We start from the raw sequence: 25,259 nt of genomic DNA on the forward strand, positions 1-25,259 counted from the left end.
GAACCCAATGCTCTCAAGCCAAGCTCGTAGGTGGGGCTTGAAATCCTAACGTGCAAGGCGCGCTAGCGCCCCGCGTTCGGCAGATCCTGGCGGGACGGCTCGGCCTTCAGCGCAGCCGCCTTGGCGTTCTCCTGCACTTTCATGACTGCCCGCTCGATCGCAGCGTCCACGAGTTCGGGACTTGCGCGCAGGGCCCCCAGCTCGAACGCCGACATGGCGAGCATCACGTGGGAGAGGTTGGGCAGAGGAGTCCCGTCATCCGCAAAAAGCTTCAGGTCGTCGCTTGGACCCAGGCCCAAGCCCTCCACCATGCGGCCCGCGTAATTGCGGTGCCGCTGCTCCTCCGACGGACAGGCAGCGGCCACCTGGACCTTCGGAGCGGGCTTCGGTGCTGCAGATGCCGTCGCGGCCGGCTCCCTCGTTGGCTTGCGGCGGGCAGCTGCCAGAGGTTCTGAAGGCTTGGCCGGCTTCGGTTTCTCCCCCATGCCGGTGGCGATGCTCGGCACCCTGTATTGCGGTGTCTTCGAGGCCATGGGGATCACCATGGAGACCCGGCCCGGCTTTCCGCCCGGACCGGCCTTCGCGGTGTAGCGCACCGCCCCGCCCTTTTTGCTGCGGGAGGCGAGGTATTGAGCCCGGACGGTGCCGCCGATCCCCCTCACGGCCAGCATTGCCACACCGCCGATGCCGGTTGCCACGTTGCACTCGGCCGGCGCCCAGCGGCGCACGATGTCGAGGGCGGATTTGCGGTTGAACTCCAAGTAGTAGCGACGCAGCAGGTTGGCGGCGGCATCGGCGCTGTGGCCGGCCGAGACGAAGCCCACATGGCCCTCGCTGTCGGTGGCGAGCTCCCCGTTCCAGCGCGCGCTCTTGATGCACCAGTAATTGTTGAGCTTCACGCAACGGGTGACGAAGGGGCGCTCGGCCCGGAACAGGGCGGCCATGACCACGACGGGCTTCGGCTCCAGGGCATCCATGGCCTCGGAGCGCCAGTTGGTGACCTCGCGGCTTTCGGGCTCGTATCGTGCCGCGACAGCCTGCACTTCAGGCTGCGAAGCATCGCCGCCGGAGCCGAACTCGCCCGGCAGGAGCGCGCGAGCCGCAAGGACGAGCGCATAAAAGGTCTGAGGCACCATGATGAGGATCAGCCCCGCTTTAGCCGGAAACAATCAGGAGGGTTTCAGGCAGAACGATGGTAGGGCGGATATGTTCATCCTCAATTGCCTCCCTTGACCGCCGGGGTGGCGGGCTCCACGAATATGGCTGTCACCGGCAACAGGCATTCATGACCTTCACCATCCGGATCCTTGAACCGGCGGACGCTGAGGCGTTTCGCAACCTTCGCCTCGAAGCGCTGACCGTTGCGCCCGAGGCCTTCGGCGCGAGCTATGAGGAAGACGTGTCGATACCGCTCGAGACGATGCGAGCGCGGCTCTCCGCAAGCCCGAATGCGGTCTTCGGCGCCTTCGCCGATCGGGCTCTCGTCGGCATGGCGGGCTTTGCCGTCCACGACCGGATGAAGGCCCGTCACAAGGGCGTTCTATGGGGCGTCTACGTGAAGGCGGAATGGCGCGGACACCAAGTGGGCAAAAGGCTGGTCCGGAGCATGATCGACCACGCCTCCCGGCATGTGATCATGCTGGAGGCGACGGTCGGGCTCGCGAATGATGGCGCCCGGCGCACCTATCACGGGCTCGGCTTCAAGCCCTATGGGATCCAGCCCAAGGCCCTGCGGGTCGGCGACACGTTCTATGACGAGGAACTGCTGTACCTCGACCTGCCGCAGCCTGGAGATGCCTAATCGTCCTCGCCGTTCCCTAGGAATTTCGGGGTCACGAACCGCTCGAGCCGACCGGTCTTCTGAGCGACATCGCCCCAGCTCTCCAGATCGAAATCGATGACGGCGAGGCCGGCGGACGGATATTTCTGGCCGAGCCGCAGGATGCCGTCCATATCGCCCTCGCCGATGAGGTGCTTGGCCAGTTCCTCGAAGCCGGGATTGTGGCCGATGAGCAGAAGGGTGCCAGTCGCAGGCTCTACTTCGCGCACCACCTCCAGCAGGCGCCCGACGGGTGCTTCGTAGATCCGCCCGTCCGGACGCATCTCGATGTCACAGAGAATGGGCTGGACCCGCTCCCAGGTCTCCTGCGTGCGCCGGGCCGAGGAGACGATGGCGAGATCGGGATCGAGCCGCTCCCTCTTCAGGTAGTTGCCCATGACGAGGGACGCCTCCTGACCTCGCGCTGCGAGAGGCCGGTCGACGTCGAGGATGCCGGGCGGCCAGGCGGCCTTGGCGTGTCGGAGGAGCAGAAGGCGAAGCATCAGCGCCCCTCCCGTCTGGCGATGAAGGCAAGCTTCTCGAACAGGCTCACATCCTGCTCGTTCTTGAGCAGCGCCCCATGGAGCGGCGGGATGAGCTTGCGGGTGTCGCGCTCGCGTAAGTTTTCGGGGCCGATATCCTCCGAGAGCAGGAGCTTGAGCCAGTCGAGCAGTTCCGATGTGGACGGCTTCTTTCGGAGGCCTGGAACGTCCCTGACATCGAAGAAGATTTTCAACGCTTCCTCGACCATCCGGTGCTTGATGCCGGGGTAATGCACCTCGACGATCCGGGACATGGTCTCAGCATCCGGGAACTTGATGTAGTGGAAGAAGCAGCGGCGCAGGAAAGCGTCCGGCAGCTCCTTCTCGTTGTTGGACGTGATGATCACGATGGGACGCCGGGCGGCTTTGATCGTCTCGCCGGTCTCGTAGACGAAGAACTCCATGCGGTCGAGTTCGAGCAGCAGGTCGTTCGGGAACTCGATATCGGCCTTGTCGATCTCGTCGATGAGCAGCACCGGCCGCTCGTCCGAGGCAAAGGCCTCCCACAGCTTGCCGCGCTTGATGTAGTTGCGGATCTCCGAGACGCGCGGGTCGCCGAGCTGGCTGTCCCGCAGGCGGGAGACCGCATCGTATTCGTAGAGCCCCTGCTGGGCCTTGGTGGTGGACTTGATGTGCCAGGTGATCAGCGGGGCGTTCAGGGAGCGGGCGATCTCCTCCGCCAGGACCGACTTGCCTGTGCCAGGCTCTCCCTTCACCAGGAGCGGACGCTCCAGGGTGATGGCCGCATTCACGGCGACCGTGAGGTCTTCCGTGGCCACATACGATTCGGTTCCGGCAAAACGCGCCATTCCACTCTTCCTCGCTTTTATCAGACCCTAAGTCCTGCCCCCGCCTTTCGGCAATCGCCTTCATAGGTTAAGCCCATGACAAACAAATGGGAGACATGACCTATGGCTGCAAACCGCTATCACAAGGACCGAATCGGCAATCATAAGCTGAAGCCCGAGACACTGATGCTCGGCTACGGCTATGACCCGACCCTGTCGGAAGGCGCGGTAAAGCCTCCGGTCTTCCTGACCTCCACCTTCGTGTTCAACAGCGCCGAGCACGGCAAGGAGTTCTTCGACTACGTGGCGGGCCGCCGGGAGCCACCGAAAGGAGAGGCCGCGGGTCTCGTCTATTCCCGCTTCAACCACCCGAATTCCGAGATCGTCGAAGACCGGCTCGCCATCTTCGAGGAGGCGGAGGCCGGCCTCTTGTTCTCCTCCGGCATGTCGGCCATCGCCACCACGATCCTGGCCTTCGCCCGCCCAGGCGACGTGATCCTGCACTCGCAGCCCCTCTATGGCGGCACCGAGACCCTGATCGCCAAGACACTCGCCAACATGGGCATCGAAGCCGTCGGCTTCGGCGACGGCGTCGACGAGGCGGGCATCCGGGCCGCCGCCAAGGAGGCGATGGCTAAGGGCCGCGTTTGCGTGATCAAGATCGAGACCCCGTCCAACCCCATGAACACCCTCGTGGACATCGCCCTCATCCGCACGGTCGCGGACGAGATCGGCGCCGCCCAGGGGCAACGCCCGGTGATCGTGTGCGACAACACCCTGCTCGGGCCGGTCTTCCAGAAGCCGCTGAAGAACGGCGCCGACATCTCGGTCTATTCGCTGACGAAGTACGTGGGCGGCCATTCGGACCTGATCGCCGGCGCGGCGCTCGGCTCCAAGGAGATGATGAAGACGGTGCGCCTGCTGCGCTCCTCCATCGGCACCCAGCTCGATCCGCATTCCTGCTGGATGCTCGGCCGCTCCCTGGAGACCCTGGCGCTTCGCATGAACGCGGCGAACCGCAACGGGGAGATCGTGGCCCAGTTCCTGCACGAGCACCCGAGCGTGGCGAAGGTCCATCACCTCGCCTACCTGCCCGAGGGCTCCCGCGCCCGTCAGGTCTATGAGGAGCAGTGCGACGCCCCCGGCTCCACCTTCTCGTTCGACGTGAAGGGCGGCGAGGCGGAGGCCTTCCGGGTGCTCAACGCGCTCCAGGTGTTCAAGCTGGCGGTCAGCCTGGGCGGCACCGAGTCGCTGATCTCGCACCCGGCCTCCACCACCCATTCCGGCGTGCCGAAGGAAACCCGCGACCGCCTCGGCGTTAGCGACGCGACCATCCGCGTCTCCATCGGCATCGAGCACCCGGACGATCTGGTGGCCGACCTGGCGCAGGCACTGTCCACGCTGGGGTAAGCTCGACGCGTCATCCCGGGGCCACGCGGCCCCGGATCGCATGACGATTAAGAGCGCCTGATCCTGACAACGATCCCGGATCGCCTGACGGCGTCCGGGATGACGCGTGGGCAGACCGCTCCATGCCTTCTTGTCGCGCCCGCCATTCCAGTTCAAGCGGCATTAACCTCTTGCGCATCCCTCGCGGCTAGAACGACAATATCCTCGATCGGAAGGAAGCAATGGCCGCTGCGATAGACCTGCACGCCTATCAGGAACCCATTCTTTTTCTGGCAACGGCAGGCATCGTCGTCCCCCTGTTTCATCGGCTGAGAATCAGCCCGGTGCTGGGGTTCCTGGCGGCCGGCGCGTTGCTGGGGCCCTATGGGCTTGGGCGTCTTATCCCCCAGTATCCCTGGGTCGACTGGCTCACCTTCACCAACCCGGAAGGCACATCCCGGCTCGCCGAGTTCGGCGTCGTATTCCTGCTCTTCACCATCGGCATCGAGCTGTCTTGGCAGCGCCTGCGCATCCTGCGCCGTCTCGTCTTCGGCTTCGGCAGCCTGCAGGTTCTTCTCTGCACCATCGCCGTCGGGCTTTTCGCCTATAAGGTCGTCGACACCATCACGGCAGCCGCTCTCATCGGAATTGCGTTCGCCCTCTCGTCGACGGCCATCGTCCTGCCCGTCCTGGCGGAGCAGAAGCGGCTCAACACCACATCGGGACGCGCCACCTTCTCCGCGCTCCTGTTTCAGGATCTCGCGGTCGCCCCGATCCTGTTCACCATCGCGGCCCTGGACGCGCGCCTGCCCGAGGTGACGATCTTCTCGTTCCTGATCGCCCTCGGCCAGGCCGCCCTGGCACTTGCCGTCATCGTGGGTATCGGGCGCCTGGTCCTGCGCCCGTTCTTCCAGATGGTCACGGCGACCAGGAGCCCGGAACTCTTCATGGCGGCCTGCCTGCTGGTGGTCATGGTCACCAGTCTCATTGCCGCCGTGAGCGGGCTGTCCATGGCGCTCGGTGCCTTCATCGCCGGCATTCTCCTGTCGGAGACCGAATACCGCCGCGCCGTCGACACCACCATCCAGCCCTTCAAGGGCCTGCTGCTCGGCGTCTTCTTCGTGTCGGTGGGGATGAGCCTCGACGTCTTCCAGTTTCTCGAGACGCCGCTGACGATCCTGGCCGTGGCGACCTTCCTGATCGCCATCAAGAGCGTGATCATCTATTGGCTGAGCCGGCCGTTCGGCCTCAATGCGGCGGAGGCGGCGGAGACGGCCCTGCTCCTGGGTCCGGGCGGCGAGTTCGCCCTGGTCATCCTCGGCAGCGCCATGGCGGCGGGGCTCGTTCCCGATGGGATTGGGCAGAATCTCCTGCTCGTGACGACGCTCACCATGATCGCCATCCCGTTTCTCGCCCGCCTGGCGCGCCGCCTGAGCCGACGGCTCGAAAAGAAGCGCCCTACGGACCCGGCCGCTGCCGTTCCGCCTCCGCCGGAGGAGCCGGGCCGCGTCATCGTCGCCGGCTATGGCCGCGTCGGGCAACTCGTGGGCGACATGCTCCGGCGTCACAAGGTGCCCTATCTCGCCATCGACATGGATCCGGCCCGGGTCGCGGAGCAGCGCAGGGCCGGCAAGCCGGTCTACTTCGGCGACGGCTCCTACCCGGAGTTCCTGCGCGCCTGCGGCATCGAGCAGGCCCGGGCCCTCGTCATCACTCTGGACACGCCAAGCTCCATCGGGGCAGTCGTTGCAGCGGCCCGGCAGGAGCGGACCGACATCACCATCGTGTCCCGCGCCCGCGACGACAAACATGCGGCCCAGCTCTACGACATGGGCGTGGACGATGCGGTGCCGGAGACCATCGAGGCCTCCCTGCAGCTGAGCGAGGCGGTGCTGGCGGATATCGGCGTGCCCATGGGGCTCGTGATCGCCTCGATTCACGAGCGGCGGGACGAGTTCCGGGAGGTTCTCAAAGCGAAGAACACCCGCAAGCCCGACCGCATCGAGTTCCGGGCGCGGCGGACCATCGGCAAGTGAGGGCTTCGGCCCGGCACGGCCGATTGGCGCTTGACCTCACGGGCCATTGCCCGACATTGGCCGGATGTTCCTGACCTTCTTCACAGAGCTGCGCGCGGCCAAGGTGCCGGTCTCCTTTCGGGAGTACCTGGCCCTGCTGGAGGCGCTCGACCGGGACCTCGCCGACAAGAGCGTGGAGGAGTTCTACTATCTTGCCCGCGCCTGCCTGGTGAAGGACGAGCGGCACTTCGACAAGTTCGACCGGGTCTTCGCACACGTGTTCAAGGGCCTGGAGAGCATGGGCCGCGCGGTCGAGGAGACCGGGATCCCCGAGGAATGGCTGCGCAAGCTCGCGGAGCGCTACCTCACCGACGAGGAGAAGCGCCAGATCGAGGCCATGGGCTGGGGCAAGCTCTGGGAGAACCTCAAAAAACGCCTGGAGGAGCAGAAGGGCCGGCACCAGGGCGGCAACAAGTGGATCGGCACCGCCGGCACCTCCCCCTATGGCGCCTACGGCTACAACCCGGAAGGCGTGCGCATCGGCCAGGACAAGAACCGCAACTTCCGCGCCGTGAAGGTGTGGGACAAGCGCGAGTTCAAGGATTTCGACGACAGCGTCGAGTTGGGCGTGCGCAACATGCGCATTGCGCTCAGGCGCCTGCGCCGCTTCGCCCGCACCGGCTCGGCGGAGGAGCTCGACCTCGACGAGACCATCCACGAGACCGCCCACAAGGGCTATCTCGATGTGCGCCTGCGGCCCGAGCGCCGCAATGCCGTGAAGGTGCTGCTCTTCCTCGATGTGGGCGGCTCCATGGACTGGCACATCGAGATCGCCGAGGAGCTGTTCTCGGCGGCGCGCCTCGAGTTCAAGCACTTCGAGCACTTCTACTTCCACAACTGCGTCTACGAGAACGTGTGGAAGGAGAACCGCCGGCGCTTCGACGAGAAGATCCCCACCCTCGACGTGATCCGCACCTACCCGTCGGATTATCGCGTGGTCTTCGTCGGCGACGCTTCCATGAGCCCCTACGAGGTCACCCATCCCGGCGGCTCCGTGGAGCACTGGAACGAGGAATCGGGACAGGCTTGGTTGCGGCGCATCCTCGATCATTTTCCCAAGGCCGTGTGGCTGAACCCGGTGCCGCAGCCGCATTGGGGCTACACGCAATCGATCAATCTGATCCGGCAGACCTTCGGTGAGCGCATGTACCCGCTCAATCTCGAAGGCATCGATCACGCGATGCGCGAACTTGTACGATGAGCATCATCCGGCACAATGGGAACCGGTTTGCCGAAAAGATGATGCATCGGTAAGAAGCCTCATGACCCAGACCTACAGCCACAGCCCCAAGCCCTTCAGCGGACCGATCTCCTTCACCCTCAAGGGCGACAGGCTCACGGTGGATTCGGGGCGCAAGGTGCATGAGGTCCAGCTCGGCGCGGTGGACACCGTGCGCATGACCTTCGAGCCCGGTCGGCTGGCCCAGAAATCATTCCGCACGAAGGTGATCATGAAGGACGGCAAGTCCTTCACCTTCAACTCCCTCGACTGGAAGAGCCTCGTGGAGGCTCAGGAGATGACAAGGGAATACCGCGCTTTCGTGAAGGCCCTGTGCGAGGCCATCCTCCGGGCCAATCCGCAGGCCCGGTTCGTGGCCGGCAAGCCCATGGGCCTGTGGCTGCCGACCTCGGGCCTCGCCCTCGCGTCTCTCCTGGCCATGGCCTATCTGGTCTGGCAGGCGTTCCAGATGGGGGCGACCTCCGTGGCGCTGCTGGGGATTCTTCTTGCCATCGTCGGCTATTGGCAGATCGAGCCGATGATCCGGCTCAACAAGCCCCGTCCGTTCCGCACGGAGGCGCTGCCGGAAGAGCTGCTGCCGAAGGCGTCTTAGTGGTTTGGCACATCATTCTTCGCCGTCATGCCCGCACTTGTTGCGGGCATCCACGTCTTTGCGTCTGTTAGAACGTGGATGGCCGAGACAAGCCCGGCCATGACGGCTGAGCAATGGAACTAAGCCCTCACCACCAGCACCGAGCACCGGGCGTGGCGCACGATGGTCGAGGCGTTGGATCCCAGCAGGTAGGTCGCCATGGTGGGCCGGTGGGAGCCAACCACGATGAGGTCGGCACCGGTTTGCTCGGCCTCGTCCAAAACCTCGGCATAGACGGAACCGAGACGAACGACAGTGGAGACACGCTCGGCCGGCAGCGCGACCCCGGACGCTACCTCGGCGAGCTTGGCGTCTGCCTGTCCCTGCTGCTCCTCATCGAAGGCCGGGGGCATGAACTCCATGTAGGTCACCGGAACGATGGCCCGCACGTAAATCAGCCGCAGGGAGCCACCCGAGCCATTGGCGAGTTCGACCGCCTTGTCGATAGCGGGCTTGGCTGCTTCCACCTCGCCGAGATCGACGGGAACCAGAATCGTCTTGAACATGGATCAGCCTCCGGGTCAGCCTTGGCGCGTGGGGGTGTGAACGACGAGGCCGTCGAGCTCCGGCCGCACACGGATCTGGCACGAGAGCCGCGAGTTGGGGCGCACGTCGAAGGCGAAGTCGAGCATGTCCTCCTCCATGGGCTGGGGCTGGCCCGTGGCAGCCTCCCATTCTTCAGCGACATAGACATGACATGTGGCGCAGGAACAGGCCCCGCCGCACTCGGCTTCGATGCCGGGAACGCCGTTGCGGATGGCCGTCTCCATGACGGTTGCCCCCTCCTCCGCCTCAACGGTGCGGGAAGTGCCCTCAGTATCGATGAACGTGATCTGGATCATTGCGGACCTCTGCTTGTCGGCGCATACTTATGACAGACCGCACCGGAAGACGAGAGACAGGCCCGATGCATGCCGTCTTTTTGCCGCATTGTACCCCGTAGTGCAGGTTACTAAGCCGTTAACGACGTTCGCAAGTGGCAGGGGACATCCGGTTTCCTTGTTTCAGATCGGCCGCTAGACTTGCTTGGTAAATGACAGATTACCGTGCGGAAGTCCCTCCAAGGGTCGTCCGTAGCGGCTGAGGCCATGCATTCACCTTGCTTTTCGTGAACAGAGTGCGGCTTCAGAATCATTCAGTTGCGTCACGAGGGCGGATCATGGCGACCGAGAACAAGAAGATGAAGGACCCGGCTGAAGCAGCCCTGACGGCTGTGGAGCAGGCACTGAACCTTGACGAGACTTTCGTGATCCACACCCCGTCCCGGCAGGGTGACAAGCCCTTCGGCGACGATCCCAAGCTGCCCGACATCGACGATCACGACTTCACCAGGGGCCCTTTCGGCCTTGGGTCGGACTCCCTCTCCGCGCACGCCGATGACCATGATCCTCGGCTCGACAACATGGCCCGCTCCGGTTTCGTCGCCCCTGACCGGAATGCGGTGGCCAACGACGACCGCCAGAATGTCGGCGTGATGCTGCAGGCCCTTCAGGTTCGCCCCTCCCGCCGGGCCTACTGGATGGCTACCCTCCTGTCTCTGCTCTGGCTCGGCGGCATCGGCGCCCTCGTCTACACCCAGGGCATCACCACGCCTGAGCAGCTGCTCGCCACGTTCTCGCCGTCCCAGCTGGCGCTCGGCGCCGTGGGGCTTGTGGCTCCGATCTTCCTGTTCTTCATCGCCGCCATGCTGACCGTCCGCTCGCAGGAGATGAAGCTGGTGGCCCGCGCAGTCGGCGAAGTAGCCGCGCGCCTTGCCCAGCCTGAGAACTTCTCCACCGACGCGGTCCTCTCCGTCTCGCAGGCGGTGCGCCGTGAAGTGGCGGCCGTGGGCGACGGCGTCGAGCGGGCGCTCGCCCGCGCCGGCGAACTCGAAACCCTCGTGCGCAGCGAAATCTCGACCCTCGAGCGCGCCTATTCCGACAATGAGATTCGCATCCGCTCCCTCATCGACGAGCTGGTGGCGCAGCGCGAGGCCATCGTGTCGAATGCGGAGCGCGTGCGCGGCTCGATCACCGGCGTGCACCAGAACCTGATCCAGGACCTCGACGGCGCCAGCGAGCGTGTCGTGTCCGCCGTCAGCGGCGCGGGCGACAAGGTCACCGCCTCGCTTGAGAAGCAGGGCGATCACATCACCCAGGCTCTCGGCCGCGCCGGCGAGCGTGTCGTCGAGGAGATGGCCAGCCGCGGCGTCGAGCTGGTCGATCGCCTTGCCGGCTCCAGCGACGAGATCAAGAACGGCATCTCGGAGGTGGGCGTCACCATCACGACCGCCCTCGAGAGCAAGGCCCAGGACATCACCGGCGCCTTCGAGCGCACCGGCGACCTGCTGACCCGCCACCTGCAGGAAGGCGCGAGCCAGGTGACCCGCACCCTGGCCGAGACCGGCCGTGGCGTGATCGACGCCCTCGCCCAGCAGGGCAACGACGTGCGCGAGGCCTTCGAGCAGACGGCCCGCACCCTGGAGGACAGCTTCACCCAGCGCGGAGCCGAGATCACCGAGAAGCTCGCGGCCACCGGCGGCGTGATCGCCGACGACATCTCCGCCCGCACCGCCGAGATGCGCGACCAGATCGCGGCCGCCGGCACCTCCGTGAGCGAGGAGATCGTGACCCGCGGCACCCAGATGCGCGAGCAGCTCTCCGAGACCGGCGCCACCCTGGTTGAGGCCCTCACCACCAGCAGCAGCACCGTGCGCGAGGAATTTGCCGTCACGGCCTCCTCCCTCATCGAAGAGCTTGCAACCCGCGGCAGCTCCCTGCGCGAGCAGCTCGCCAGCACCGGCACCGGCGTTGTCGACGAGATCGTGCTGCGCGGCAACGAGTTCCGCGAGAGCCTGGCAGCCACGGCGGGCGACGTCACCCGCGAGATCAGCCAGCGCGGCACCGAGGTGCGCGAGCACCTTGAGGGCGCCGTGCGTCTCGCCGACGAGTCCATCGGCACCCGTGTCGAGGATCTCGCCAGCCGCCTGGAGAGCGCCAGCCTGCGCGTCAGCGAATCCGTCACCGTCCAGGGTCAGGCCCTCGAGACCAGCCTCACCCAGGCCGGCGAGCGCCTGTCGACCCTCATGGGAACCCAGGTCGAGGAATTCCGCTCCGCCTTTGAGACCCGCGGCCAGGAGTTCTCCGACACCCTGTCCCTCCATACCGACGACGCGCAGACCCGCCTCGCCAGCACGGCCAAGGACATCGTGCTCGCCATCGCCAGTCAGGGCTCGCGCGTCAACGAGGCTCTCAACCGCACGGCCGAGGCCCTGTCCACCACCGTCGACACCCGCACCCGCGAGATGGAAGAGACCCTCGTGGCCCGTCTCACGGCCCTGGAGGACGTCACCACCCGCGGCAGCGAAGTGGCCGAGCGCATCTCCCGCGATGTGGGCAGCATGACGGAGACCATCACTGGCCGCCTCGAAGAGATGGACCGCCTGATCACCGTGCAGAGCCGCACCGTGGCCGAGTCCTTCACCGAGCGTGCCCGCGAGGCGACCACCGCCATCGAGACGCAGCTTTCGGCCCTCGAGGAGCATGCCTCTCGCCGCACCACCGAGATCACGGCCAACTTCGACAGCATTGTCGAGCGGGTCGACAGCGTGCTCGGCGCTCGTTCCACGGCCCTCAACGAGGCTCTCGTGGTGCGCACCGGGGAAATGGCCCGTGTCATGGCCGAGGGCGGCCGCGACGTGGCCACGGCCCTTCAAACACGCGTGGACGAGATCAGCCAGGCGATCACGGCCAAGACCAACGCCATCGCCGACACGCTGTCCTCCAGGGCCGAGCAGATCGGCCTGTCCCTCGACAGCCGGATCGCCGCGATCAACGAGGTGCTCGGCAGCCGCGCCGACGAGATTTCCGAGACTCTCGGAACCCGTGCCTTCGAGATCAACCAGACCCTGGGCAGCCGCGCGGAAGAGATCGCCGCGACCCTGGGCAGCCGCACCGAGGAGCTTGCCGCCGCTCTCAACCAGAGTGTCACCATGCTCGAGGACGGCGTCGTCAATCGCCTGACCGGCGTTGCCGAGACCATCGACGAGCGCGGCCAGGCCGTTCTCGGCTCGCTTGCCGGCCGCATCGGCGAGATCCGCTCGATCTTCGACACGCAGGGCGCCTCTCTCGTCGAGAGCCTGGGCAGCCGTGGTGAAGTCATCGGCCGCGAGGTCGCGGCCATCAGCGACACGACCCTGCGCAACCTCGAAGAGCGCAGCAACGCCGTCATCGAGAGCCTGCAGGACCGCAGCAGCACCCTCCTCTTGTCGCTCCAGGAGCGCACGATGGAGCTCACGGCGTCGTACCTGCAATCGACCGAGGCCGTCCGCGCCTCGCTCACCGAAGGCACCGAGCAGACCGTGGAGGCCCTCACCGGCGCGAACGAGCGCCTGCGCGGCGAGCTCACCGACGTGCTGGGCCGCCTGACCGACGCCAACCGCATGCTCCAGCAGGTGGCGGCATCCGCCAGCAACAATCTCGGGGCTGTCGAGGACGGGCTGGCCGGACGCGTCCAGCACATCGAGACGCTCCTGTCGGAGATCGCCACCCAGACCGGCCGCGCCTCCGACCAGGTGGCCGAGCAGGTCGACGAACTGCGCAACGTGTCGTCCGGCGCGATCCAGCAGGCCCTGGAGCTGGCCCGCAGCCTCGAGGAGCGCGGACAGGCGCTCACCAGCACCACGGGCGAGCAGATGCGCACCCTCACGGAGGCGGCGAGCGCCCTGGAGCGCGTGGAAGCGCGCATGAACGAGGCGCTCTCCAGCCGCCAGCAGGCCCTCGACGAGCTCCTGACCCGGATCGGCGAGCGCTCGCAGGATCTCGAATCCGTCACCCGTTCCTTCACCACCCTTCTGGAGGGCTCCCTCCAGAACGCCGAAGACAAGGCGCGCCAGATCGGCTCGGTCCTGTCCTCGGCCGCTGACACCACCACGGCCGCCATCGGCGAGCAGTTCGAGCGCATCCGCGCCACCACCGGCCAAGAGAGCGAGCGGACCGCGGAGGCCCTGCGCGCCAGCTACGAGCAGGCAACGGCCGAGATGGCCGAAGCCCTGGGCAACGCCACCGCGAAGTTCCGCGATGCCATGGGCGAGCTGCGCGGCATGACGGGCAACATCCAGCGCGAGTTGGAGGCCACCCGGGCCGAACTCCGCCGCGGTGTCGTCGAGCTGCCGCAGGAGACCCAGGAGACGACCGCCAACATGCGCCGCGTGGTCGCCGACCAGATCAAGGCCCTGAACGAGCTGTCGGCTCTTGTGTCCCGCTCGAACCGCTTGGTCGATGCGGCTCCCGCAGCCCAGCCGCGCAAGGCAGCCGTCAACGAGACCCCGGTGGCCGCGACCATGGCGGCGGTTGCCGCCGCGGTCGAGCAGCGCATCGCCCAGACTCCGGCCCCTGCTCCGACGCCCGCCCCTGCTCCGGCACCGGTGGCGCGTCAGGCGGAACCGAAGCCTGCGCCCGCCCCGGCTCCTGCGCCTGTGCGCCAGGTTCAGCCTGCGGCCGAGCGTCCGGCTCCCCGTCGTCAGGAGGCCCCCGCCCCTGAGGCCGGTGCCCGTGGCGGCTGGCTGTCGGACCTCCTGAACCGCGCCTCCCGCGAGGACACGGTGGAGCCGGCCCGCGGCAATGCAGGTCGTCCCGACCGCACGCGCACCAACAGCCTCGAGTCGCTCGACTCGATCTCGGTCGATATCGCCCGCATGATCGATCACGACGCGGCCGTGGAGCTGTGGGACCGCTACCGCCGCGGCGAGAGCAACGTGTTCACCCGCCGGCTCTACACCCTGCAAGGTCAGCAGACCTTCGAGGAGATCCGCCGGAAGTACGGCCGTGACGACGAGTTCCGGCAGACGGTGGACCGGTACGTGGAAGAGTTCGAGCGCCTGCTCGCCGAGGTCTCCCGCGACGACCGCGACTCCATGCTGACCAAGACCTATCTCACGTCCGAGACCGGCAAGGTCTACACCATGCTGGCCCATGCGAGCGGCCGGTTCGACTGAGCCGTCTCCTCTCGACTGAACACGAAAACGCGGCCTCCGGGCCGCGTTTTTTGTTGGTTAGCCTGCCTGACAGGAGAGTGTCATTCCCGGCCGGAGCGTCAGCGGAGGGGAAGGGAATCCACTTGCACACGCGGCGCCATGGATCCCCTTCCCTCGCTCCGCTCGCCGGGGATGACATCCTCTCCGGGATGGCCGCACTTGTTGCGGCCATCCACGTCATTGAACCGCTGCGCCATAAAAACGTGGATGCCCGGGACAAGCCCGGGCATGACGATCTATTGGAACTACAGATGGTGAATTGGCCGGCTCTTTAAGCCGGTGTCCGGTCTTCACCCGCCGCGGCGGTGCCCGGGTCCTCGCGGCGCGGCAGCTGGCTGCCGCTGACCCAGCGGACGATGTCGAGCATGACGACCGAGAGCGCCTCGTCGAGGGCGCGGGCCGCATTCGGGGCGTCGACGGTGCTGGCGGGAATATTGGCGCGGAAGATCCGGCCATTGACGATGCGTCCGTCCCGGTCGCTGACGATCTTCACGGAAATCTCGGCGACCGCCTGGTTGTCCGGCGTCGCAATCTCGAAGCGCCGCAGCTCGGACACGAGTTGGACGTCCGCCACCGCCCCGCTGCTCGGGCGGGAGACCCCCCGCAACTGGGAGGAATTCTCGAAGGTATTGATCAGCCGGGTCTGAACCAGGCGGGGCAGATTGTCGGCCCACTGCCCTCCTCCGATGAACGACACGGAGCCGCTGGCATCCTTCACCAGAATCTGCTGGGTCGAGAGCTGCTGCAGGGCCGCAGGCTCGTTCACCAGAACCTGAACGCCGGCAGCCCCCCGGATCCGGGCGGACGGCGCCGAGAGATCGAAGGTTGCGGGCGCGGGCGCCGACGAGCAGGCGCCTGTCAGGGCAGCCAGCAGCGCCACCGGGGCAAGACGCCGGAGCAGGCAGGCTCGATCAGTCTGGGGAGTTACCACGGAGGATCCACGCATACTGGTTACTTAACGGCGTCCATTGTACTCGGGGAGGTTCGAACGGCCACCGAAAAGAAACTGCTGTGGATTACGCTCGATGCTGCGCACCGCGCGGCTGATATCCCCCAGCGTCCGGCGCCCCTCGACGGCCAGCGCCTCGTATTCCCGCAGGCCCGAATCCGTGAAGCGGCCAACACCGGAGAGAACGCCCTGGATGCCTTCGGTCCGGGCGTTGAGGTCGTTGGCAAGCTCCCGCACGGAAACAGCAGCGGCACGGATTTCGTCGAAGGCACCCTTGCCAGATTCCCCAGAGGCAGACCCGAGGAACTTCTCGGCTCCGGCCAGAACACCGTCGATGCGGTTAGCCGACTTGTTCAGCTTCTCGGTGATCGAGCGCGCCTCCTGGATCGCCTTGTCCACGTCAGGGCTGCGGCGGCTCAGGGTCTGGGTGAACGTGTCGATGTTGTCGACGGTGCGCCCGACCTTGGCCGGGTCGACAGCCTGGGCGAGTTCGGCGATCTCACCCACGGCCCTGTCCAGCTTGGGCGCGGTGACGTTGAGAGACGCGATCAGGCTTGCGGCATCCCGGAGGGCATTATTGATTGTCTCGCGGTTCTCCCCGAGAGCCCTCGTGAAGTTGTCCGTATTCTCGACGATGCGGGAGACGCGCTGCCCATCGATGGAGCTCGCCAGCTCCTCGACCTTGTCGACTGTACGTCCGACCTTAGCCGGGTCGACGGCCTTGGCGATGTTCGAAATGTCGCCCACAGCGCTGTCGAGCTTGGGCGCGGTCTCATTGAGGCGAGCGACAAGGCTGTCGGCATTGCGCAGGGTGTTCTCGACCGCCTGCCGGCTCTCGCCCAGAGCCACGGTGAAGCCTTCCACATTCTCGACGATGCGCGTCACACGCTGCGGATCGACCGCGCGCACTACCTCGTCCACGTTGGTGGCGAGCGTCTCGAGCTTCTCGGCCAGGGGACCGACCTTCTCGGCCGCCTGTCCCACCTGGGCCAGGAAGCGGTCGATGCCCTCCGCATTCTCGCCCAGAGCCTGAGAGAAGCGCTCCACGTTCTGAATCGTCCGGCTGATGGAGCCTTCGTTGTCGGTCACGACCCGGCCCACGCGCTCCAGCACATCATCGGCCCGGCGGGCGATGTTGCGGGCGCTCTCGATGAGGTCCTGGAAGTCGGAGCGGTCGGCGAAGATCGTTGGCATGGGCTGGCCGGGGCCGGCGACCAGCGGAGGCGCTCCCGCCTCGCCGCCGGTCAGGCCCACATTCGCAACGCCGGTCAGGCCCTGGTATTCAAGGCGGGCGCGGGTGTCGGCCCGGATCGGCGTGCTGCTGTTGACGGACGCGATGGCCACCACCCGGCGCGGATCCTCCGGCAGGAGCTCCAGGGTCGACACCTCGCCGACCCGCAGGCCGTTGAAGGACACGCTCGATCCCTGTGAAAGACCCGAGACGGAGCCGGAAAACACGATGCGGATCGCCTGGCGCGCCTGGCCGCGCTCGCCACCGGAGAACCAATAGACGAATCCGAAGGCCGCCGCGATCACCGCCAGGGTGAAGAGACCGATCAAGGCGTAATTTGCACGCGTTTCCATCGTTACCCTTACGCGCCGCCGGTCATGACCGCGCGTGCCCGTTTCCCATGAAAATAAGAGCGAAGCCACGGATGGTCCGAGGCCAGCATCGCCTCGATGGGACCCTCCGCAAGGATCTTTCCCTCGCCCAAAGCCGCTATCCGGTCGCAGACCGAGTAAAGGCTGTCCAGGTCATGGGTTACCATGAATACGGTCAGCCCTAAAGTCCGCTGTAACGTCGCAATGAGGTCGTCGAACTCGCCGGCGCCGATGGGGTCGAGGCCGGAGGTCGGCTCGTCGAGGAAGACGATTTCCGGATCGAGGGCCAGCGCCCGGGCCAGCGCCGCGCGCTTGATCATGCCGCCCGACAGCTCGGAGGGCAGCTTGTCGGCGGCATCCGGGTTCAGGCCCACCATCTCGATCTTGAGCATGGCCAGCTCGTCGAGCAGCCGGTCCGACAGGCGCAGATATTCGCGCATCGGCACCTGAATGTTCTGCTTTACGGTGAGCGCCGAGAAGAGGGCGCCCTGCTGGAACAGCACGCCCCAGTGGCGCTCCAGCTGCCGGCGCTCGTCCGAGGACAGCTCGTCGAGGTTCTGGCCCAGCACCTCGATGGTGCCGGCGCGCTTGGAGACGAGCCCGAGGATGGCGCGGGTCAGGACCGACTTGCCCTGGCCGGAGCCTCCGACGAACCCCAGGATCTCGCCGCGATACACATCGAGGTCGAGCCCCTTGAGGATGGTCTTTTCCCCGAAGCCGACCTCCACGCCGCGGGCGCGGATGATCACCTCGCGGTTCTTCGTCGGTTCGGGGTGGCGGCGCTCGAGCATCATCTCAGAAATTGATCGCTGCAAAGAACATGGCAAAAAGGCCGTCGAGGACGATGACCATGAAGATGGCCTTCACCACCGAGGAGGTGACGTGGCGTCCGAGGGACTCGGCGGAGCCTGCGACCGCCATACCTTCCAGCGTGGCGATGATCCCGATGACCACCGCCATGAAGGGTGCCTTGATGAGGCCGACCAGGAAGGTGTTCAGGCTCACCGCGGCCCTGAGACGGTCGAGAAAGATGTCGGGGCTGATGCCGCCATAGACCCAGGTGGTCAACCCGCCGCCCACGAGGGCCGCGATGGACGCGATGAAGGTCAGGAGCGGCAGACCGATGATCAGCGCCAGGACTCTCGGGACGATCAGGACCTCGATGGGGTCGAGCCCCATGACCCGCAGGGCGTCGATCTCCTCGCGCATCTTCATGGAGCCGATTTCGGCGGTGAACGCCGAGCCGGACCGGCCCGCGACCATGATGGAGGTCAAGAGCACGCCCAGTTCTCGCAGGACCAGGATGCCGATCAGGTCGATGACGAAGGGCGTCGCGCCGAACTTGATCAGCTGGAAGATACCCTGCTGGGACACGATGCAGCCGACCAGGAACGAGATCAGCACGATGATGGGCACGCCGCGATAGGCGATCTGCTCCAGCTGGTTGATCACCGCGACGCCCCGGAAGCGGCGGGGATGGATGACCACGCGCACCATCGCGGAGACGAGTTCGCCCAAGAACCCGACACCGCCGACCAGATCCTTGCCGGCCCCGGCCACGCTCTGGCCCACATCGACGAGGAAATCGACCGAGCGGGCATGCCGGGGCTTCGGCTTGCCCTCGAAGTCGCGGTAGGCCGCCTCCTCCAGGAGGATCTTCTGCTCCGGCGAGGCATTGGCGAAATCCGCCTGCCCCCTGGCCGACAGCTCATGGCGGGTCCGGTCGAGGGTCCAGGCGCCGAGGGTATCGAGCCGCTCGACGCCGCTGAGATCGAAGAGAACGGGGAAGCTGGCGGCTTCCGCCTCGATCTCGCCGACAAGAGCCTCGACCCGCTGGGCATGCGGCGCCGTCCAGGGACCGGACAGACGCACAACCGTCTGCCCGCCTGCGCGGTCGATCGTCATGTCCGGCCCTTGAGCCAGGGTGCCCTGCGCCACGATTATCCCTTCGGCATTGATTCCGCTTGGTGATAGCGTGTCATTGCGCCACAAGTCGAGACGAACTTCATCACGAGAAGCCAAGAGTCATCACGAGAAGTCACGAGAATGCGTCAGCTCACCGTTTCCATCGACCGTTTCCCCATCGCCGGTAAGTTCACCATCGCCCGGGGCTCCCGCACCGAGGCGGTCGTGGTCACCGCAACGATTACCGAAGGTGCAGCCGTCGGGCACGGGGAATGCGTGCCCTATCCGCGTTACGGTGAGACGGTCGAGGGTGTGGCGGCGGCCATCGAGGCCATCCGCTCGCAGATCGAAGCAGGCCTGACCCGAGAAGCTCTCCAGAGTCTGATGCCGGCCGGTGCAGCCCGGAACGCGGTCGATTGCGCCCTCTGGGACCTCGACGCCAAGCGTTCCGGCATCCGCGCCCATGTGACCGCCGGCCTGACGCGATGGCCGCCGGTGACCACCGCCTACACGATCAGCCTCGACACCCCCGAAGGCATGGCCGAGGCCGCCGCAAAGGCTGCAGAGCGGCCGATCCTGAAGGTGAAGTTCGGGGCTCCCGACGGCGACATCGCGCGGATCAAGGCCGTGCGCGGGGCGGCTCCTCAGGCAACTCTGATCGCCGACGCCAACGAGGGCTGGACGGAAGCCAATATCGAGCAGCACCTCGCGGCCTGCGCCGAGGCGGGCTACGCCCTCGTCGAGCAGCCCCTGCCGGCCAAGGAAGACGGGTACTTAAGCCGGATCTCGCGTCCCGTGCCGATCCTGGCCGACGAGAGCGTGCACGACCGGGCGAGCCTTGACCGGCTGGTGGGGCTGTACGATCTCGTCAACATCAAGCTCGACAAGACCGGCGGCCTCACGGAGGCCCTGGCCCTGGCTGATGCGGCGGAGGCCAAGGGCTTTTCCATCATGATCGGCTGCATGGTCGGCACGTCGCTCGCCATGGCTCCGGCCCTGGTGCTGGCGCCTCGCTCCCGCTTCGTCGATCTGGACGGCCCGCTCCTGCTGGCCAAGGACCGGGAGCCCGGCCTGCGCTACGAGGGCAGCATTGTTTATCCGCCGGAGCCGGCCCTCTGGGGCTGAGCTTTCTGCATCCGGATAACCACCAGCATCAGCAGAACCCCGATGCCCCCCAAGGGTGCCATCGCGGCGAACACGCCTGCTCCCATCTCGCTGTAGATCAGGCCGCTGACCATGGTGGACGCGGCCGTGGTCAGGGCCGCAAGCGACCCGTAGATGCCCTGCGCCCTGCCCCTCGCCTGCATCGGCGCGAGTGCCGTCAACGCCGCCATGGTGCCGATATGGGTGGCGGCGAAGGACAGGGCGTGCATGGCCTGGAGCACGAACATGACCTCCACGCCGGGCTGGAGGGACATGATCGTGAAGCGGATCGCCGCCGCGGCCGATCCGATCAGGATGAGCCCCACGCCCGATCCGCGCCCGACCGCCCGGCCGAGGAAGATGAAAACCAGGATTTCGGTGATCACGCCCGCGGCCCAGAAATAGCCGATGATCTCATCGGAGAAGCCGATGGAGCGCCAGTAGATGCTGGCGAAAGCGTTGAGTGCGCCATGACTGCCCTGGGTCATGGCCCCGGCGAGCAGCACGATCCAGAGGATTGTCGACAGCCTCGGAGGCGTCCGATCCTTCTCGGGCTCATCCTCGGCTGAGGCCTCGGGGACGTCCTGAGGAACCACCATGAGGGTGGCGACGATGCCCAGGACCGGGATGAGCATCAGGGCAACGATCACGGCATCCGCCCCGAACGCCCCCACCAGATAGCCGCCGACGATGTTGGTTATGAAGAAGGCCACCGAGCCGGCGCCCCTGATCCGGCCGTAGTTCAAGCCGGGATGCTTCTGGACCGCATTGGTGGAGACGAGGTCGTTGCCGGGGATGATGCAGGACTGCGCAACGGCCACGAGGGCCACGAGAGCGATGATCGCGATGCTGCTGTCGCTGAGCAGGAACAAGGGAAAGCCGATCAGCTGGCCCAGGTGGCTTGCCAGGAGAAGCCGCCGCGCCCCGAGGGAGCGATCCGCGAGGCTCATGAGCGGCGCGGTCGCCAGGATGCGCACGACGATGGGAATGGCAACCACGAACCCGATCAGCGTGGGAGACAGGTACTTGCTCTGCAGCCAGAGCGGGAAGAACGGCAGGTACATCCCATGACTGGTGAAGCTGGCGGCCTGGAGGGCGCCCAGCCGAAGTTCGAGAGCAGTGAGCGGACGCATCGCGGGCAGGGTCTTCCGGGGCCAGAATGGCTCAAATCAACAAGAATACGGTGCAGGACGCCCTCTCTAAAGCGTTAGAGGGGTTGAGCATGCAGCCGCTTTGGACCCATCTGATGGGAGAGTGGAATCAGACCCTGGCGCAGATGGACCCCGGCACCATGCCCGATGAAGAGACAGACGTCACGCTCGGCGACCTGGATTTCGACACCATCGAAGCCGCCGTCATGGAAACCGCCCGTGGCCGCTGGTTCCTGAAGGAATATGCCAGGCGCAACCGCAACGCCGATACCCTGGCCGTGCTGGAGGCCCTGTACCGTCTGAAGGACAGGCCGCTGGATCCCAGCACCGTCGCTCCCCTCAAAAAGCACCTGGAGGAGATGGCCGCCACCATCCGGCGGACCATGGAGGAGGTGCGATCCTTACCCACGACCGAGTCAGCCGAATTGTCGGAGGCGGAGCTGCAGCAGGCCGCCGAACAGCGCATCCGGCAGATGATCCGGACGCTCCTCTATCTCGAAGGTCGAATCCAGAACATGATCGGCCTCGACAAGGTCGAGATCGAGCGCACCGACGTCTCGTTGGAAGCCGGCCCTTTCGACGGTGAGAAGGCCCGGCACCTTCATCCTCACCCTGCTTTCCTGATGTAACGAAGGCTACTGCCCCAAGTGGGCGATCTCGATGTTGGAGAAGAACTGCCGGGCGCTCTCCTGCCACGTGAAGGTCTCTCCATAGGCCCGGCAACGATCCCGGGGGATGTCGAGCGCCGCGAGGGCTGCCTCCTGCAGATCCTCCTTGAGGCATCCGCATCCGGAGGAGCCGATCACATCCATGGGTCCCGTCACCGGAAAGGCCGCGATCGGCAGTCCGGAGGCGAGCGCTTCCAGCAGGACGATGCCGAAGGTGTCGGTGAGGCTCGGGAAGACGAACACATCCGCCGAGGCATAGACCCGCGCGAGATCCTCGCCCGTCAGCGGGCCGAGAAACCGGACTGCAGGGTACTTGACCTCAAGCTCCGGACGCGACGGGCCATCGCCGACGACAACCTTGGTGCCTGGAAGGTCCAGTCGCAGAAAAGCCTCCAGGTTCTTCTCCACGGCGACGCGTCCCACATAGAGGAAGACGGGCGCCGCCGCGTCCAGAACCCTCTCGTTGCGGGGCCGGAACAGGGTCGTGTCGACGCCGCGCGTCCAGCGCATGATGTTCCTGAAGCCGCGTCCGGTCAGCTCCCGCTCGAGGGAGGGCGTGCTGACCATCATGGCGCGGGCGCTTTGATGGAAGCGCCGAAGTGCCCGGTAGGACCAAGTTTCGGGAATGGGCGTGCGGGCTGCAACGTATTCGGGAAAGCGTGTGTGATAGCTGGTGGTGAAAGCCCGCCCCTGCCGAGAGCACGCCAGGCGCACGGCAAGCCCAATCGGCCCCTCGGTCGCAATGTGGACGTGGGTGGGCCTCACCTCGTCGAGGATGCGAGCGATGCTTCCCGGCGTTGCCAGGGAGAGGCGGATTTCCGGGTAGGTCGGCATGGGAAAGGAGCGGAACCGCTCCGGCGTCAGAAAGACGACTTCGGTGCCGAAGCGCGGCGCCTCCTCGGCCATGTGCTCCAGTGAGCGCACCACCCCGTTGATCTGCGGCCGCCATGCATCCGTGGCGATCAGCACGCGCATCAGGCTGCCCTCTCGCTGACCGTTGGGGCAACGGCGTTCGGTTCCGCATTGCTCTCCAGTTGGACATCCGTCCAGCGGACGAGCTGAAAGGAGCCGTCGTAATGCTCGACCACGGCGGTGCAGGACTCGACCCAGTCGCCGGTATTCACATAGGACACTCCGAACTGGTCGTGCATGACCGCATGGTGGATGTGGCCGCAGATCACGCCGTCGGCGGAATGGCGCTCGGCCTCGGCGGCGAGCAGTTCCTCGAACCGGCTGATGTAGTTCACCGCGTTCTTGACCCTCAGCTTGGCCCAGGACGAGAGGGACCAGTAGGTGAGGCCGAGCCGGCGCCGGATCATGTTGAGATGGGTGTTGACGAAGAGCGCGGCCGTATAGGCGCCGTCCCCGAGGAGCGCCAGCCAGCGGGCGTGCCGGACCACGAGGTCGAACTGGTCGCCGTGGATCACGAGGTAGCGCTTGCCGTCGGCGGCTTCGTGCAGGGCGTAATCCGCCAGCTCGATGCCTCCGAGATTGACCCCGAGATAATCGCGCAGGAACTCGTCATGATTGCCGGGCAGGTAGACGAGGCGGGCGCCCTTCCGGACTTTGCGCAGGAGCTTCTGCACCACGTCGTTATGCGCCTGCGGCCAGTACCAGCCCGATTTCAGCTTCCACCCGTCGACGATGTCGCCCACGAGGTAGATGGTGTCGGCATCGTAGGCCTTGAGGAAGTCGAGTAGCGCCCCTGCCTGGCACCCCCGGGTCCCCAGATGGAGGTCCGACAGGAAAAGCGTTCGCACGCGTATGGGATCTGCATCCTGAGCCATGGGCCTCCCCGACGAGTTTGCCGCTCCCAGCCAAACCGGATTCGCATCTCGTCCCCATGACGGTTTCCCTGCAGATTTGTGACGATGCAGGGGAAATCGGTTCCAACATGGCGCGATTTGCCCTAGACGCTCCGTTGCGGATCGGATGGAGACCATCGATGAACGTGCCTGACGTCATAGGGCTTGTGGGCGTTGCAGCCTATCTCTCGGCGTACGGCCTGCTGCAATTGGGAATTCTGAAGGCGGAGGATCTGCGCTACGCCCTCCTCAATGCTCTCGGGGCGCTTCTTATTCTTTATTCGCTGATCTTCGATTTCAATCTGGCGTCCTTCGTGACACAAGCCGCGTGGCTGGTTCTGACCCCTCTCGGCTACATACGCTCGCGCATGAAAGGCCGGACTGCCTGAGGCGGAACCGTGGCCCATGCATCCAGCGCAGAGGCTTTCGATCCGAATGAGACTTCACGCGGCCGTCTTACCGTGGTTGTCTGCATTCCCCTCGCCAACGCCCTACCCGTGACGATGCGCCTCCTGTGAAACCTCTCCTAGGGATATCCCTCAAGGTTCTGTCCGCCCTTGTCTTCACGATGATGTCGGCGACGCTCAAGACGATGATGGTCCGCTATCCGATCGGGGAAGTCGTCTTCTTCCGCTCGGCCTTTGCGCTGCTGCCGCTTCTGGTCTGGCTCAAATGGCAGGGAGACCTCGTCAACGCGGTCAGGACGAGGAACGTGGTCGGGCATTTCAAGCGCGGCCTCATCGGTACGAGCGGCATGTATCTTGGCTTCGCGGCGCTGTCGTACCTGCCGCTCCACGATGCCATCGCCATCGGCTATGCCTCGCCGCTGATCGTCGTGATCCTGGCGGCCCTGCTCCTCAATGAGAAGGTCCGGGCCTATCGCTGGACGGCCGTCGCTGTCGGGTTCGTGGGCGTTCTGATCATGCTCTCGCCCTATCTGAAGCTTGAGACCTTCTCGGGAGGCCTGGCTGCCGGTCCGACTCTGGGCGCCCTCTGCGCGTTCGCCGGCGCCTTCTGCTCCGCGGGAGCCATGATCCAGGTTCGGCGCCTGACCGCCACCGAGAAGACGGGCGCCATCGTGTTCTACTTCTTCATCCTGGCGTCGGTCCTGTCCCTCTGCACGATCGTGCTCGGCTGGCGGATGCCCGATGCCCAAGACTGGGCCCTGTTCGTGGTTGCCGGGATCCTGGGCGGGATCGGGCAGATCCTGCTCACCCAGAGCTATCGCTTTGCCGATACGTCAGTGATCGCTCCCTTCGAGTACACCACCATGATCTGGGCGCTTCTGTTCGGCTGGTTCGTGTTTGGCGACCTGCCAACCGTGACCGTGCTCACGGGCGCCATCATCGTGGCCGCGACCGGCCTGTTCATCGTCTGGCGCGAACATCAGCTCGGATTGCTGCGCACCAAGGAATTCCAGGCCGCGCCCCAGCGGCCAGGGGTCTGAAAACGCCCTGGAGGGAAAAGAAAGCCCGCAGCGCCGGCGGTGCTTGACCCGCCCTGCCGATTACCCCACAACCGTTTTGAGGAACGGGCGTA

22 protein-coding genes are annotated in these 25,259 nt (G+C 65.8%); 10 read left to right on the top strand and 12 right to left on the bottom strand.

Annotated features, from left to right (window positions below):
- Positions 1-62 precede the first annotated feature (62 nt).
- A complete protein-coding gene (locus tag MA07_RS11495; protein WP_152568835.1) occupies positions 63-1,136 on the bottom strand; it encodes a hypothetical protein in 1,074 nt (357 codons plus the stop codon).
- Between the two features lie 149 nt (positions 1,137-1,285).
- Between MA07_RS11495 and MA07_RS11500 the strand changes: the two genes are divergently transcribed.
- Positions 1,286-1,801: a GNAT family N-acetyltransferase gene (locus MA07_RS11500; protein ID WP_036350662.1), complete on the top strand. Its 516-nt coding sequence runs from the start codon at positions 1,286-1,288 to the stop codon at positions 1,799-1,801.
- Here the strand turns inward: MA07_RS11500 and MA07_RS11505 are convergent.
- Positions 1,798-2,322 (bottom strand): histidine phosphatase family protein, encoded by a 525-nt coding sequence (locus MA07_RS11505; protein ID WP_036350664.1) that lies wholly within the window; start codon positions 2,320-2,322, stop codon positions 1,798-1,800. The two genes, MA07_RS11500 and MA07_RS11505, sit on opposite strands and share 4 nt — an antisense overlap.
- Complete coding sequence (locus tag MA07_RS11510) at positions 2,322-3,170, bottom strand: MoxR family ATPase (RefSeq protein WP_036350667.1); 849 nt, start codon at positions 3,168-3,170, stop codon at positions 2,322-2,324. The genes MA07_RS11505 and MA07_RS11510 overlap by 1 nt, the downstream gene beginning before the upstream one ends.
- A gap of 102 nt (positions 3,171-3,272) precedes the next feature.
- Here MA07_RS11510 and MA07_RS11515 point away from each other — a divergent pair, with 102 nt between their 5' ends.
- The 4 genes from MA07_RS11515 (at position 3,273) to MA07_RS11530 (ending at position 8,445) form a co-directional block, all read left to right on the top strand.
- Entirely contained in the window at positions 3,273-4,559 is a 1,287-nt protein-coding gene (locus MA07_RS11515) for a cystathionine gamma-synthase family protein (protein ID WP_036350668.1), read from the top strand.
- Positions 4,560-4,780: 221 nt separating this feature from the next.
- Entirely contained in the window at positions 4,781-6,574 is a 1,794-nt protein-coding gene (locus MA07_RS11520; protein WP_036350670.1) for a cation:proton antiporter, read from the top strand.
- Positions 6,575-6,638: 64 nt separating this feature from the next.
- Positions 6,639-7,814: a VWA domain-containing protein gene (locus tag MA07_RS11525; RefSeq protein ID WP_036350672.1), complete on the top strand. Its 1,176-nt coding sequence runs from the start codon at positions 6,639-6,641 to the stop codon at positions 7,812-7,814.
- Positions 7,815-7,875: 61 nt separating this feature from the next.
- A complete protein-coding gene (locus MA07_RS11530; protein WP_036350674.1) occupies positions 7,876-8,445 on the top strand; it encodes a hypothetical protein in 570 nt (189 codons plus the stop codon).
- Between the two features lie 119 nt (positions 8,446-8,564).
- Here the strand turns inward: MA07_RS11530 and MA07_RS11535 are convergent, their stop codons facing one another.
- Together MA07_RS11535 and MA07_RS11540 are read right to left on the bottom strand one after the other, a co-directional pair.
- Positions 8,565-8,990, bottom strand: coding sequence for a universal stress protein (locus tag MA07_RS11535; RefSeq protein WP_036350676.1), 426 nt, complete (start codon positions 8,988-8,990; stop codon positions 8,565-8,567).
- A 15-nt stretch (positions 8,991-9,005) separates the two neighbouring features.
- On the bottom strand, positions 9,006-9,326 hold the full coding sequence (locus MA07_RS11540; protein WP_036350677.1) for a 2Fe-2S iron-sulfur cluster-binding protein: 321 nt from the start codon (positions 9,324-9,326) through the stop codon (positions 9,006-9,008).
- A gap of 317 nt (positions 9,327-9,643) precedes the next feature.
- On the opposite strand from MA07_RS11540, the gene MA07_RS11545 reads away from it, so the two are divergent.
- Positions 9,644-14,458, top strand: a complete 4,815-nt coding sequence (locus MA07_RS11545) for a hypothetical protein (RefSeq protein WP_036350679.1) — start codon at positions 9,644-9,646, stop codon at positions 14,456-14,458.
- A gap of 310 nt (positions 14,459-14,768) precedes the next feature.
- On the opposite strand, the gene MA07_RS11555 is transcribed toward MA07_RS11545, so the two are convergent.
- Genes MA07_RS11555 through MA07_RS11570 form a run of 4 tightly spaced genes read right to left on the bottom strand, consistent with a single transcriptional unit; the run spans position 14,769 to position 18,953 of the window.
- Positions 14,769-15,428: an ABC-type transport auxiliary lipoprotein family protein gene (locus MA07_RS11555; protein ID WP_244445237.1), complete on the bottom strand. Its 660-nt coding sequence runs from the start codon at positions 15,426-15,428 to the stop codon at positions 14,769-14,771.
- A gap of 24 nt (positions 15,429-15,452) precedes the next feature.
- Positions 15,453-17,030: an MCE family protein gene (locus MA07_RS11560; RefSeq protein WP_036350682.1), complete on the bottom strand. Its 1,578-nt coding sequence runs from the start codon at positions 17,028-17,030 to the stop codon at positions 15,453-15,455.
- 8 nt (positions 17,031-17,038) lie between these two features.
- Positions 17,039-17,839, bottom strand: a complete 801-nt coding sequence (locus MA07_RS11565; RefSeq protein ID WP_200879363.1) for an ABC transporter ATP-binding protein — start codon at positions 17,837-17,839, stop codon at positions 17,039-17,041.
- A 4-nt stretch (positions 17,840-17,843) separates the two neighbouring features.
- On the bottom strand, positions 17,844-18,953 hold the full coding sequence (locus tag MA07_RS11570; RefSeq protein WP_052003137.1) for an ABC transporter permease: 1,110 nt from the start codon (positions 18,951-18,953) through the stop codon (positions 17,844-17,846).
- Between the two features lie 141 nt (positions 18,954-19,094).
- Here MA07_RS11570 and dgcA point away from each other — a divergent pair, with 141 nt between their 5' ends.
- Entirely contained in the window at positions 19,095-20,078 is a 984-nt protein-coding gene (gene dgcA, locus MA07_RS11575; protein WP_036350683.1) for an N-acetyl-D-Glu racemase DgcA, read from the top strand.
- Here the strand turns inward: dgcA and MA07_RS11580 are convergent.
- On the bottom strand, positions 20,048-21,229 hold the full coding sequence (locus MA07_RS11580; protein WP_036350684.1) for an MFS transporter: 1,182 nt from the start codon (positions 21,227-21,229) through the stop codon (positions 20,048-20,050). The two genes, dgcA and MA07_RS11580, sit on opposite strands and share 31 nt — an antisense overlap.
- Before the next feature lie 89 nt (positions 21,230-21,318).
- Between MA07_RS11580 and MA07_RS11585 the strand changes: the two genes are divergently transcribed.
- Positions 21,319-21,876 (top strand): hypothetical protein, encoded by a 558-nt coding sequence (locus MA07_RS11585; protein WP_036350687.1) that lies wholly within the window; start codon positions 21,319-21,321, stop codon positions 21,874-21,876.
- 6 nt (positions 21,877-21,882) lie between these two features.
- On the opposite strand, the gene MA07_RS11590 is transcribed toward MA07_RS11585, so the two are convergent.
- Both MA07_RS11590 and MA07_RS11595 read right to left on the bottom strand, forming a co-directional pair.
- Complete coding sequence (locus tag MA07_RS11590; protein ID WP_036350689.1) at positions 21,883-22,890, bottom strand: glycosyltransferase family 1 protein; 1,008 nt, start codon at positions 22,888-22,890, stop codon at positions 21,883-21,885.
- Positions 22,890-23,702 carry a UDP-2,3-diacylglucosamine diphosphatase gene (locus MA07_RS11595; RefSeq protein WP_036350690.1) on the bottom strand — a complete coding sequence of 271 codons (813 nt, stop codon included), beginning with the start codon at positions 23,700-23,702 and terminating at the stop codon, positions 22,890-22,892. Before MA07_RS11595 ends, MA07_RS11590 begins: the two co-directional genes overlap by 1 nt.
- Positions 23,703-23,860: 158 nt before the next feature.
- On the opposite strand from MA07_RS11595, the gene MA07_RS11600 reads away from it, so the two are divergent.
- The gene (locus tag MA07_RS11600) at positions 23,861-24,109 is read left to right on the top strand and encodes a hypothetical protein (protein ID WP_036350691.1); all 249 of its coding nucleotides are present in this window, start codon (positions 23,861-23,863) and stop codon (positions 24,107-24,109) included.
- Positions 24,110-24,234: 125 nt separating this feature from the next.
- Positions 24,235-25,167, top strand: coding sequence for a DMT family transporter (locus tag MA07_RS11605; RefSeq protein ID WP_081928931.1), 933 nt, complete (start codon positions 24,235-24,237; stop codon positions 25,165-25,167).
- Positions 25,168-25,259 lie beyond the last annotated feature (92 nt).

It is taken from the genome of Microvirga sp. BSC39 (genome assembly GCF_000739015.1).
Classification (GTDB): domain Bacteria; phylum Pseudomonadota; class Alphaproteobacteria; order Rhizobiales; family Beijerinckiaceae; genus Microvirga.